Genomic DNA, 13,205 nt, shown 5'->3' on the forward strand with positions numbered 1-13,205 from the left:
TTAAGATGATAATGTTCTGATTAAATTAGAAAAATCTTCTTTGATGTCATGGCTTTCTTCCCGTAACTGTTCAATTTTACGACAAGCGTGTAACACCGTGGTATGGTCACGGCCGCCAAAGGCATCCCCGATTTCAGGTAAACTATGGTTAGTCAGCTCTTTCGCTAGTGCCATTGCCATCTGACGCGGACGTGCGACAGAACGAGAACGGCGTTTTGAAAGTAAATCAGCGACTTTAATTTTATAATACTCAGCAACTGTTTTCTGAATATTATCAATAGTTACCAGCTTTTCTTGTAGTGCTAATAGGTCACGTAGTGCTTCTCTAACAAAATCGATTGTAATCGCACGACCAGTAAAATTTGCATTGGCGATCACACGATTTAACGCGCCTTCCAATTCACGGACGTTGGAACGCAGGCGTTTTGCGATGAAAAAGGCCACTTCACCCGGAAGCTGGATTTCATTTTCATCGGCTTTTTTCATTAGTATCGCCACACGCGTTTCCAGTTCTGGTGGTTCAATCGCGACCGTTAAGCCCCAACCAAAGCGTGATTTTAAGCGATCTTCCACCCCGTTAATTTCTTTCGGATAACGGTCGGAGGTTAAAATAATTTGCTGATTGCCTTCAAGCAGCGCGTTAAACGTGTGGAAGAATTCTTCCTGAGAGCGCTCTTTATTGGCAAAAAATTGAATATCATCAATTAATAATGCATCGACAGAACGGTAATAGCGTTTGAACTCTTCAATAGCATTGTTCTGTAGAGCTTTGACCATATCTTGAACAAAACGTTCAGAGTGCATGTAAACGACACGTGCATTGGCCTTGTGTTGCATAATGCTGTTGCCCACAGCGTGCAATAAGTGGGTTTTACCTAAACCGGTTCCACCATAAAGGAATAGCGGGTTATAAGCACCACCTGGATTTTCAGCCACTTGTCTCGCTGCTGCGCGAGCCAACTGGTTTGATTTACCTTCAACAAAGTTATCAAACGTGTGCTTAGGGTTCACATTTGAACGGTAAGCGACATCAGGTTGTACTTTGGCTGAGTTGTCCCAACTTGGTTTTACGGGCGCTGACGGTACGGCAAAAGCAGGTACTTCGTGAGTGGTACGTGCTTGAGGTGCTGCCGGTGCGACGGTAATCGGTTTATTGCCTACTTCAAAGTGTAGTGCAGGTGCGTCAGTTCCACAAAAGTCATTCAATAATTCATTGATATTATTGATGTACTTATCCCTAACCCAGTCGAGAACGAAACGATTTGGGGCATAAAGTGCCAGTGTATTGTCGTTTAATTCAGCTTGAAGGGGGCGTATCCACATACTGAATTCTGTGGCAGGTAGTTCATCCTGCAATCGGGCAAGACATTGCTGCCAAAGCGAAAGTGACACGTTGGACTCCCCTAAACAAGGTCAATGGAACAAAGAAGTACGGATGTAAACACAGAATTTTCTAAGAGCCATTTTTAAAACGGCTCTGAGTCATTTTTGATTAACACTAACTCACTATATATTGCTGATCTGTGGATCAGAAATAGACCCGTGATCATACCGCAAAATTCACCAGAGATCTTCATTCTTTTACACAGTTTTTATGCTTTTTATCCACAGGCAAATGTGATAAGGCATCGCTTATAAGGAAGAAGTTAGCTGGGGGATCTGAATTTTTGTTATTTTTTCCACATGGCTGGGGATAACTTTAGACGATTTAGTTAAAATATTCCTTAAGATCAAAAAATATTTTCAGATCGCGGGAAGATCCTTGCGCTTTGGGGCGGAGTCCGTATAATCTTCCTCCCTGTGTACAGTGCTGATGTGATTTTTACACGAAACTGCGGTATACTTGTTGGGTTCTTTATTCAGTTCTAACTAAAGGTTAGGGATGAATACAGGCAAAAGCAGGTTGTCAGTCAGTATGAAAATAGAATCATGAGTTGACTGTCACAGCATATGTCGGCAAACCGGTCAGCCAGGCTATAAATAAAAGTGGTTTGATTGCGTCATTTTATTGACGTGACCCCCTATGTTTTATTACAATCCTGCCTCTTTCTATATTGTTGCGATAGAGGCACAGGTGTAAATCAGTTTCCACTGGTTGCCAACGCGTTTACTGAATCAGTAATAAATTTAAAAGTTAGGTAGAAATCGTTATGAAACGCACTTTTCAACCGTCCGTACTGAAGCGCAACCGTTCACACGGTTTCCGTGCTCGTATGGCCACTAAAAATGGTCGTCAGGTTCTGGCTCGCCGTCGTGCTAAAGGCCGCGCTCGTCTGACCGTTTCATCTAAGTAATAAAGCTAGCCCTCTATTCCAGTGGTTACGCTCGCTTTTACCCGGGAGTTACGTTTGTTAACTCCCAGGCATTTCGATAATGTCTTTAAGCAGCCGCAGAGGGCGAGTTCCCCAGAGATAACAATCCTTGGTCGCCTAAACGAGCTGGGGCATCCCCGCATCGGTCTTACCATCGCCAAAAAAAATGTTAAACGAGCCCATGAGCGAAATCGTATTAAACGATTAGCGCGTGAATACTTTCGTCTGCATCAACACGAGTTGCCTTCAATGGACTTTGTGGTATTGGTAAGGAAAGGGGTTGCCAATCTCGACAATCAACAGATCACGGAAGCATTGGATAAGTTATGGCGTCGTCATCGTCGCTTGGCTCAAAAATCCTGATCATGCTGATCAGAGGCTACCAACTGGCGATAAGCCCGTTGTTAGGGCCTCGTTGTCGCTTCAATCCTACTTGCTCAAATTACGGAATTGAGGCATTGCGCAGGTTTGGTATGCTAAAAGGGAGTTGGTTAACGGCGAAACGCGTATTAAAATGCCACCCTTTACACGCTGGTGGAGATGATCCTGTCCCACCCAGAAAAACTGATGATAATAGAGAATTATAACGATGGATTCGCAACGCAATCTTCTACTCATCGCTTTGTTGTTCGTGTCGTTCTTAGTTTGGCAGGCCTGGGAGAGCGATAAAGTTGCTCAGGACGTTAAAACTGTTCAAACTTCGCAACAAGCGGATATGCCAAGCAGTGATGCCCAAGCAGTAACTAGCAGTGGGCAAGGTAAGCTCATCACCGTTAAAACTGATGTACTGGATATTCGCATCAATACTCGTGGTGGTGATATCGATGAGGCTGACCTGTTAGCCTATCCTGCGACCCTTCATTCGGAAGACCCTTTCCGTTTACTGGAAACTAACCCAGGCTTTGTCTACCAGGCACAAAGTGGTTTGATTGGCCCTCATGGCCCAGACAACCCAGCAAATAATAACGGCGAACGTCCGCTATACTCTGCAGATTCTGCAACTTTCACTTTAGCGAACGGCCAAGACGTATTACGCGTCCCAATGTCATTTACGGATAACAACGGTGTTGTTTACCAAAAAACGTACATTGTGAAACGCGGCCAATATACTGTTGAAGTTGAATACAGTATCCAAAACCCAACAGCACAACCGTTGACGTTGGCGTTTTTCGGTCAGTTAAAACAAACTATCGAATTACCAAAAGAACGTGATACTGGTAGCAGCAACTTTGCTCTGCACACTTACCGTGGTGCGGCGTACTCTTCTGATGAAAACAACTATAAAAAATATAGCTTTGGTGACATCGAAGATAAAAACCTGAGCCTGAGCACAAAAGGCGGCTGGGTTGCGATGCTACAACAATACTTTGCGACAGCTTGGATCCCAGCAAGCGCAGAGAAAAGCACGTTCTATACCATCGACCTTGATAAAAAATCTGCCATCATTGGTTATAAGAGTGAGCCAATGACGATTGCCGCTAATGGCGCAGGTACTTATTCATCAACGTTATGGGTTGGTCCAGAAATTCAGTCTGAGATGGCGGCAGTTGCACCACACTTAGACTTAACTGTTGATTACGGTTGGTTATGGTTTATCTCTCAGCCATTATTTAAATTGCTGAAATTTATTCACGGTTTCGTGGGTAACTGGGGTATTGCCATCATCGTTATCACCTTTATCGTTCGTGGTATCATGTACCCGCTGACTAAAGCGCAGTACACCTCCATGGCGAAAATGCGTTTACTGCAACCGAAACTGGCTGCAATGCGTGAGCGTATTGGTGACGATAAACAACGTATGAGCCAAGAAATGATGGCGATGTATAAAGCAGAAAAAGTAAACCCACTGGGTGGATGTTTACCGCTGCTTATCCAAATGCCTATCTTCCTTGCACTTTACTATATGTTGATGGGTTCTGTTGAACTGCGTCATGCACCGTTCTTCGGTTGGATCCAAGACTTGTCTGCACAAGACCCGTATTACATCCTACCAGTATTAATGGGTGTGACGATGTTTGTGATTCAGAAAATGTCACCAACCGCTGTAACTGACCCTATGCAGCAGAAGATTATGACGTACATGCCTGTCGTGTTCACCATCTTCTTCCTGTGGTTCCCATCAGGTCTGGTACTGTATTATATCGTGAGTAACTTAGTGACTATCATCCAGCAACAAGTGATTTACCGTGGTCTGGAAAAACGTGGTCTGCACAGTCGCGATAAAAAAGAGAAAAAATAATCTCGGTTCTCAGTAACATGGGAATGGCTTCACAAAGCTAAATTGTATAGTACTATTAAGGCGACCTAATAAGGTCGCCTTATTCTTTTCAAAAAAACTTCAAGTCAAAGACAGAGAAACATCATGCTGATTAACGATACTATCATCGCACAGGCAACACCTCCCGGTCGTGGTGGTGTCGGTATTTTACGTGTATCTGGCCCGAAAGCGGCACTGGTTGCCGAAACTGTTCTCGGGAAACTCCCTAAGCCACGTTATGCGGATTATCTCCCTTTTCGTGATGTGGAAGGGGCTGTTCTTGACCAAGGTATTGCCATTTATTTTCCGGGTCCGAATTCCTTTACTGGGGAAGATGTCCTTGAGTTACAAGGGCATGGTGGCCCCGTCATTCTAGACCTATTACTAAGACGAATTCTTGCTATTGAAGGTATTCGTATCGCGAATCCTGGGGAGTTCTCTGAGCGTGCATTTTTGAATGACAAGCTCGACTTAGCCCAAGCAGAAGCCATCGCCGACTTAATCGATGCGAGTTCAGAACAGGCCGCACGTTCGGCGATGAATTCTCTGCAAGGCGCATTTTCTTCCCATATCCACCAATTGGTGGAAGCACTCACTCACTTACGGATCTACGTGGAAGCTGCCATTGATTTTCCTGATGAAGAAATTGATTTCTTATCTGATGGTAAAATTGAAGCCAAGCTTAATGAAGTGGTGGCAGACTTAGAACAGGTCCGCTCCCAAGCTCGCCAAGGCAGTTTGTTGCGTGAAGGGATGAAAGTGGTGATTGCAGGGCGCCCAAACGCGGGTAAATCGAGCTTACTGAACGCATTAGCGGGGCGTGAAGCAGCAATTGTCACCGATATTGCAGGAACGACCCGCGATGTCTTACGTGAACATATTCATATCGATGGGATGCCACTGCATATCATTGATACCGCAGGGTTACGTGAAGCAAGCGATGAAGTCGAGCGTATTGGTATCGAACGTGCTTGGAAAGAAATTGAACAAGCTGACCATGTGCTGTTTATGGTGGATAGCACCACAACCAACGCTACGGAACCGCAAGAGATTTGGCCTGAGTTTATGGCGCGTTTGCCCGATGAATTACCTGTTACAGTGATCCGCAATAAAGCGGATATGACGGGGGAGCCTGTTGAGTTTATCAATGATACCCGTTACCCATTAATTCGTTTGTCTGCCCGTGAAGAAAAAGGGATTGATTTGCTGCGCGATCACCTGAAAGAAACCATTGGGTTTAACAGCAATACGGAAGGTGGGTTCCTTGCGCGTAGTCGTCATTTACAAGCACTGAATGCAGCGGCCATTCACCTAGAACAGGGCTATGACCAGTTAGTGAATGCTCGCTCCGGTGAGTTATTGGCAGAAGAATTACGTTTAGCTCAACAAGAGCTGAGTGAAATCACGGGTGAATTTACCTCTGACGACCTATTAGGGCGTATTTTCTCCAGTTTCTGTATTGGGAAATAGTTAAATTCGAGAGGGTATCAGCCTGTTATTGAATTCGAGCTGATACCTGACCTGAAAACAGCTGAGCAACGCATTACATATAAGTCATCATTCACTTTTTAATATTAAATCACGACTAAAATTGTTATTTGCCCTGTTATTTTTATTTTAATTAAATAATAAAAAATAATATTAATTTTTATGTTATTTTTTACATGAATAAAAAATTATCATTAACCCTGTAATTTAAATTTTAAATAAAAGGGCTCAATGATGGAAATATATGATGTAAAAAATGTTAATGAAAAAATTAATATTGATATTATTAAAAACAATAGTAAAGAAACGCTTCATTCATTTTTTTTAGAACGTACTCATTCGAATTTTTTAAAATTGCATTTCTCACGGATTAATCTACCACAAAATAGTTATGTTGAATTTGAATATGGGGATAACGTAATACAACGAGAAAATTTTTATCAGATGAATGAGACGGTAGTAACTATCCCGAGTAGCGGCGTTAATATCCGAGTTAGATTACCATTACTCACTGATGTAGAAAATGTTTTTTCGCTTTTCCTCGATTTGATAGAGCACGATAATAACTCAAGAGCAATTATTGGCCAAGACGAACGAAAACCTTATATGTGTCATGAAGGAAGCCCAATTGCTGAGTATGCATTATCAAGTGCAGCAGCGCGTATTGGTGGGTGGGGGTCTTGTTCCTTAATTGGTAGTGAAAACCATGTTCTCACTAATAACCACGTTGTCGAAAGTGACCCTAATTTAATCAATGGCGAAATATGGTTTAATTGGTTTAATGAGACTTGTAGTTCAACATCCCCAGTGACTGAACCTGTTCGTTTAAAGCCGGGCAGGGTATTAAAACGGGGGATCAGTGCTAGCGATAATGACTATGCATTATTTACCTTAGATGAATTTGACTATTTAAATTCTAATGTGAAAGCATTATTTGGTGGGCTAGCATTAAGTCAAAGTAATCCGGTTAAAGGCGAGAATATTTATATTCCACAATATGGTGATGGTGGTTTACGCCCAATGCATATTGGCGATATAAAAAATGGCAAATTTGCTGAGATATTAAACGTTGAAAATAATGGCAATAAAATAGTTCATAATGCTGATACCCAAGGGGGATCATCAGGTTCCCCAGTTATATCAAGAGCCAGTAATCAAATTATTGGATTACATTGGGGGGGCGGGAGTGTCAATGTGGGTGTCGCAGTTCAAAATTTGAATGCTGAATTAGGCGGGTTGATTGGAAATAGCAATATATCCGTTATTGGGCTTGGTCATGTTGCATCAACCAACTTGGAACTAAATTCCATTAATGCGTTAGAAACATTAATACCGATATCGCTGAATGAAGGGAGTCGCATTATTCCTTTTGATACGGTGAAAATTGAAGACTATGAAAACTATTCAATAATGCATGTTGATGCTATTGATTTAGTGACTCATGAGATATTCCCGTTGTCATTTAAAGCAAGTTTAGTGAAAGAGGGGCATCAAACACATCTCCATGATGATGAGATCACCGGAGATGTTTTCTTAAAGCTCTATCATTTTGATATTGAAGTTGAAAAATTAGTGAAATGTTGGATTGCATTCAAAATATCTAATGATAATCAAAATATTAAAAATCACGTTATCCGGTTGATTTATGATAGATATGATCCGTATGTGGCTCCATTTGATATGGAAACTGCTGAAATGTTAGCATTGAACCTTAGCCAAGATAAAAAAAATGCGACAAGCTACACGGTAAATGGCAATGATTATTACGGGTTTGTTGCGTTATACCGCGGGCAGGGGCCACTGTCTTTGGTCTGGTTTGAAAAAACATACTCACAGGTAAAGGGGCTGTTAAAGAATTCATTAGGTGATGAAATCCTTGTTAATTTCAGAGCTTCTCGCCAAACAGAGTGCGCTACGAACTCAATGAATACGGCTGCTTCATGTTCTTCCCAGAATAAATTCTCTCGGCTGGTATTGGAATATTTTCCTAAAGATAACCCACACCTTGTATTAGAAAATAGTGTTTATGAAGGGATCATTCCGTTGCAGGCCAAATCATGGCAAGGGGAACCCAGCAAAAACATTTTAATTAAGGTCTCTTTGCAGTCTGAATAACTGCCGTGATTTAATACTTCTCTGTATTTAAATGAATTCAGGTGTTTAGTAAATCAATATTGTCATCCAGTGTATTAGCTGAAATTTAGTGTATGCACTGTTTATTGAGGCCAAGTTCGAATATGAGTGTCTTAATCTGCTATTAATCCTTCCCTTGTTTTTTTCCTATAGTATATCGCTTAATGAAATAGTCTATAAAAACGGATGAGCAGAAAAATGTTAATTAACATCTCTAGCTATGCCCAACGCCCTGATCTTCTTGATGAGTGTGAGCAATTTCTCGATAAACTGTGGCCTCAGTTTATGAACGAGTCCGCCGTGAGTGATGAATATTGGGAAAGGCTTGATAATGAGCCAAATAGCCAGTTTCAATTTATTGCCACAGTGAATGACAATGACGAGGAAAAAGTGATTGGCATTATTCGTTCCGTGCCATTTTTATGGGTAGATGATGATTTCACTAAGCTGGCAGAGATGGGATGGGATGATATCTTCAACTTTGCGATGGAAAATCAATGCGGCGGTGAATCGTATATTTCTGCGTTATCCGTGACCGTCGACCCACAATATCGTGGCCATCAAATCCCTGATTTATTGATCAATGCATTAAAACATGCCGCAAAAGTCTACGGGGCAAAAGCGATTATCGTTCCTGTTCGTCCAACTTTGAAGCACCGATACCCATTACAGGATTTTGACTCATACTGTACGTGGAAAAATGCGCAGGGGGAGCCTTTTGACCCGTGGATCCGTACACATTGGCGATTAGGCGCGACTGTTTTAGGGCCAGTTTATCGTTCGATGGTGATCAAAAGTGCAATTATCAATTGGGAAGCGTGGACAGGAATGCGTTTTCCGCAGTCAGGCAAATACATTGTCCATAATGCATTAGTGCCAGTTATTATTGATGTGGAACGCCAGCAAGGTGAGTATATCGAGCCTAATCTGTGGATGCTGCATTCACTTTCAGGCTCAACACGTTAATCCGTAATACGGCTACCATGGGTAAATACCGTGGCTTTACCTTGGCGGCAAAAGCCAACTAGCGTTAGATTGGCTTTTTCAGCAACCTCAATAGCCAGTGCGGTAGCAGCGGAAACGGCAAACAGAATTTCTGCGCCGCAGCTGGCGGCTTTTTGCACCATTTCATAACTGGCTCGGCTGGAAACTAACACAGCCCCCTGTTGCCATTGATGGCGGCTTTTCATCCCCAAAAGTTTATCAAGGGCAACATGGCGGCCTACATCTTCGCATCCACCCACTAATTGGCCTTCTGGGGATATCCATGCAGCGGCATGGGTACAACCTGTCAGGGCGCCAATTTCTTGCACTTTTTTCAGTTCATGCAGGGCATTATCGAGATGCGACAAAGAAAAAGTTTGGGTAAAAGGCAGTGGTGCGATAGGTTTAAAAATTTCATCAAGTTGCTCTGTACCACAAATCCCACAGCCCGTACGGCCCGCTAAGTTACGGCGACGTTCTTTGAGTTCCATGAAGCGGCGGCTGGATAATTCCACGTGAACTTCAATTCCCCGATTGCAGCCTTCAACGATATCAATTCCGCGAATTTCATCACTGGACTGTATTATTCCCTCGGAAAGCGAAAACCCGACAGCGAAATCCTCAAGATCTTTTGGGGTTGCCATCATTACCACATGGGATATGCCATTGAACACTAATGCAACAGGATATTCTTCTGCAACGTAATCTTTTACTGGCGCGTTGAGGTTGCCTTTTTGTTGCACGATTGTGCTATTTAAGCCAATCATTTGGGTAATTTTGGAGTCATTTGTAGTATTTGTTTCATACATTAGATGAATTCCTAGCATTAATGATACATAATATTAATTATGGGTAAAAAGAATTTACACCATTTGCCGGGCAATGAACCTGGGTACGTAAGGAAGACGTTGAATAAAAACAGTTTACCTGATTATCGCGATTGACGTTAGGTAAACATGAGCAATGTAAATGAGGAGATCCCCATGCAAGTCAGCAGAAGGCAGTTCTTTAAGATCTGCGCTGGCGGTATGGCAGGTACGACGGCAGCGGCGTTAGGTTTTGCACCTGCAACCGCATTAGCGTCAACGCGCCAGTATAAATTACTGCGTGCGAAGGAAACCAGAAATACCTGTACCTACTGTTCTGTCGGCTGTGGGCTGTTAATGTACAGCCTCGGTGATGGCGCGAAAAATGCAAAAGAGAGCATTTTCCATATTGAAGGGGACCCGGATCATCCGGTAAACCGTGGTGCACTTTGTCCGAAAGGTGCTGGACTTATCGATTTCATCCACAGTGAAAGCCGCTTAAAATACCCAGAAGTGCGTGAGCCGGGTACCAATGAGTGGAAACGTATCACGTGGAACGACGCATTTGATCGTATCGCTAAGTTGATGAAAGAAGACCGCGATGCGAACTTCATTGAAAAAAATAAAGAGGGTGTCACAGTTAACCGTTGGCTAACCACCGGTATGTTGTGTGCATCAGCTGGAAGCAATGAGACAGGCTTTGTAACACAAAAATTCACCCGCGCTCTCGGCATGCTTGCCGTTGATAACCAAGCGCGTGTCTGACACGGACCAACGGTAGCAAGTCTTGCTCCAACATTTGGTCGCGGTGCGATGACCAACCATTGGGTTGACATTAAAAATGCAAACCTAATCGTTGTTATGGGTGGTAATGCGGCAGAAGCGCATCCAGTCGGTTTCCGCTGGGCGATGGAAGCTAAAATCCATAACAAAGCCAAACTAATCGTAATTGACCCACGCTTTACCCGTACTGCGGCAGTGGCGGATTTCTACACGCCTATCCGTTCTGGTACTGATATTGCGTTCTTATCAGGTGTTATCAAATACTTACTGGATAATGAAAAAATTCAGCGTGAATACGTGGAAGCGTATACCAATGCGAGTTTAGTTATCCGTGAAGACTTTGGTTTCGATGATGGCCTGTTCACAGGCTATGATGAAGAAAAACGCCAATACGATAAAACCACGTGGAACTATGAGATGGACGAAAACGGCCTTGCGCTGCGCGATCCAACTCTGAAACACCCACGTTGTGTACTGAACTTATTAAAAGAACACGTTAGCCGTTATACGCCAGAAGTGGTGAATAACATCTGCGGTACGCCAATCAAAGACTTCTTACAAGTCTGTGAATACCTTGCAGAAACCAGCGTAAAAGATAAAACAACGTCGTTCTTATATGCGTTAGGTTGGACTCAACATACGGTGGGTGCGCAAAACATCCGTACGATGGCGATGATCCAATTGCTGTTAGGTAACATGGGGATGTTAGGTGGTGGTGTTAACGCACTGCGCGGTCACTCGAACATTCAAGGTTTAACTGACTTAGGTTTATTGTCACAAAGCCTGCCAGGTTATATGACATTACCGTCAGAAAAACAAACCACGTTAGAAACCTATTTAGCAGCAAATACACCAAAAGCAACAGTTGCAGGCCAAGTGAACTACTGGGGCAACTACCCGAAATTTTTCGTCAGTATGATGAAAACGTTCTACGGTGATAAAGCGCAGAAAGAAAATAATTGGGGCTTTGATTACCTGCCGAAGTGGGACCAAGGCTACGACGTACTGCGTTATTTCGAGATGATGGATAAGGGCGAAGTGAATGGCTATATCTGCCAAGGCTTTAACCCGTTAGCATCATTCCCGAACAAAAACAAAGTGGTTAAGTCACTGTCAAAACTGAAATTCCTGATTACCGTTGATCCATTGAATACGGAAACCTCGAACTTCTGGCAAAACCACGGCGAAATGAACGATGTGAACCCAGCGGAAATTCAAACGACAGTATTCCGCCTGCCTTCATGTTGTTTCGCGGAAGAAAATGGTTCGATTGTTAACTCAGCGCGCTGGTTACAGTGGCACTGGAAAGGTGCAGATGCACCGGGTGAAGCCATCAGTGATGGTGAAATCCTGTCGGGTATTTTCCACCGTTTACGCCAAATGTATGAAAAAGAAGGTGGCGCAGTACCTGAACAAGTACTGAGCATGACATGGGATTACTTAGATAGTGATAACCCAACACCGGAAGAAGTGGCACGTGAAAACAATGGTTACGCACTAGTTGACCTGAAAGACGCTGACGGCAACGTCATTGTGAAGAAAGGTGAATTGCTGAGCTCGTTTGCCCAGTTGCGTGACGATGGTTCAACGGCGAGTGGTTGCTGGATTTTTGCCGGTAGCTGGACACCGAAAGGTAACCAAATGGCTAACCGTGATAACTCTGACCCAACAGGTCTGGGTAACACATTAGGTTGGGCATGGGCATGGCCTCTAAACCGTCGCGTTATTTATAACCGTGCATCGGCAGACCCAATGGGTAAACCGTGGGATCCGAAACGTCAAATCCTTGAGTGGGATGGCAGCAAATGGACAGGGATGGATATTCCTGACTATAGCAATGCGCCTCCGGGAAGTGGTGTTGGTCCGTTTATCATGCAGCCTGAAGGTATGGGACGTCTGTTCGCACTGGATAAAATGGCCGAAGGCCCATTCCCAGAGCACTACGAACCTATCGAAACGCCGTTGGATACCAACCCACTGCATCCAAATGTGGTATCTAACCCTGCGGCTCGTGTGTTTAAAGACGACTGGGCACAAATGGGTAAAGCGACCGAATTCCCTTATGTGGGAACGACTTATCGCTTAACAGAACACTTCCACTATTGGACAAAACACGCCCTGTTGAATGCCATCATTCAGCCACAGCAGTTTATCGAAATTGGTGAGCGCTTGGCGAAAGAAAAAGGCATTGAGCAAGGTGATACGGTGAAAGTGAGCTCTAAACGTGGCTACATCAAAGCGAAAGCGGTGGTCACCAAACGTATTCATACGCTGAAAGTGGCTGGGAAAGATATCGATACCATCGGTATTCCAATTCACTGGGGCTTTGAAGGTTTGGCCGTGAAAGGCTTTATTGCGAACACCCTAACACCGTATGTGGGTGATGCGAATACACAAACGCCGGAATTTAAATCATTCCTTGTTAACGTGGAAAAGGTGTAA

At 43.5% G+C, this 13,205-nt stretch carries 10 protein-coding genes; 8 read left to right on the forward strand and 2 right to left on the reverse strand.

The window, feature by feature from the left end:
• The gene (gene dnaA / locus AC4IFT_RS11380) at positions 1–1,392 is read right to left on the reverse strand and encodes a chromosomal replication initiator protein DnaA (RefSeq protein WP_490735403.1); all 1,392 of its coding nucleotides are present in this window, start codon (positions 1,390–1,392) and stop codon (positions 1–3) included.
• Positions 1,393–2,150: 758 nt separating this feature from the next.
• Between dnaA and rpmH the strand changes: the two genes are divergently transcribed.
• The 7 genes from rpmH (at position 2,151) to AC4IFT_RS11415 (ending at position 9,156) form a co-directional block, all read left to right on the forward strand.
• Positions 2,151–2,294 carry a 50S ribosomal protein L34 gene (gene rpmH, locus AC4IFT_RS11385; protein ID WP_004906236.1) on the forward strand — a complete coding sequence of 48 codons (144 nt, stop codon included), beginning with the start codon at positions 2,151–2,153 and terminating at the stop codon, positions 2,292–2,294.
• 21 nt (positions 2,295–2,315) lie between these two features.
• On the forward strand, positions 2,316–2,675 hold the full coding sequence (gene rnpA, locus AC4IFT_RS11390; RefSeq protein WP_004906229.1) for a ribonuclease P protein component: 360 nt from the start codon (positions 2,316–2,318) through the stop codon (positions 2,673–2,675).
• Positions 2,639–2,899: a membrane protein insertion efficiency factor YidD gene (yidD, locus tag AC4IFT_RS11395; RefSeq protein WP_102140049.1), complete on the forward strand. Its 261-nt coding sequence runs from the start codon at positions 2,639–2,641 to the stop codon at positions 2,897–2,899. Before rnpA ends, yidD begins: the two co-directional genes overlap by 37 nt.
• Positions 2,900–2,901: 2 nt before the next feature.
• On the forward strand, positions 2,902–4,551 hold the full coding sequence (yidC, locus tag AC4IFT_RS11400) for a membrane protein insertase YidC (protein WP_490735400.1): 1,650 nt from the start codon (positions 2,902–2,904) through the stop codon (positions 4,549–4,551).
• Between the two features lie 123 nt (positions 4,552–4,674).
• Complete coding sequence (mnmE, locus tag AC4IFT_RS11405; RefSeq protein WP_219245169.1) at positions 4,675–6,039, forward strand: tRNA uridine-5-carboxymethylaminomethyl(34) synthesis GTPase MnmE; 1,365 nt, start codon at positions 4,675–4,677, stop codon at positions 6,037–6,039.
• Between the two features lie 462 nt (positions 6,040–6,501).
• Positions 6,502–8,172 carry a trypsin-like serine peptidase gene (locus tag AC4IFT_RS11410; RefSeq protein ID WP_490751367.1) on the forward strand — a complete coding sequence of 557 codons (1,671 nt, stop codon included), beginning with the start codon at positions 6,502–6,504 and terminating at the stop codon, positions 8,170–8,172.
• 216 nt (positions 8,173–8,388) lie between these two features.
• Complete coding sequence (locus AC4IFT_RS11415) at positions 8,389–9,156, forward strand: transferase (protein ID WP_490751368.1); 768 nt, start codon at positions 8,389–8,391, stop codon at positions 9,154–9,156.
• On the opposite strand, the gene fdhD is transcribed toward AC4IFT_RS11415, so the two are convergent.
• On the reverse strand, positions 9,153–9,983 hold the full coding sequence (fdhD, locus tag AC4IFT_RS11420; protein WP_490735394.1) for a formate dehydrogenase accessory sulfurtransferase FdhD: 831 nt from the start codon (positions 9,981–9,983) through the stop codon (positions 9,153–9,155). The genes AC4IFT_RS11415 and fdhD overlap by 4 nt on opposite strands.
• A 174-nt stretch (positions 9,984–10,157) precedes the next feature.
• Between fdhD and fdnG the strand changes: the two genes are divergently transcribed.
• Positions 10,158–13,205: a formate dehydrogenase-N subunit alpha gene (gene fdnG / locus AC4IFT_RS11425; RefSeq protein ID WP_490735392.1), complete on the forward strand. Its 3,048-nt coding sequence runs from the start codon at positions 10,158–10,160 to the stop codon at positions 13,203–13,205.

It is taken from the genome of Providencia sp. UF-183, assembly GCF_058246155.1.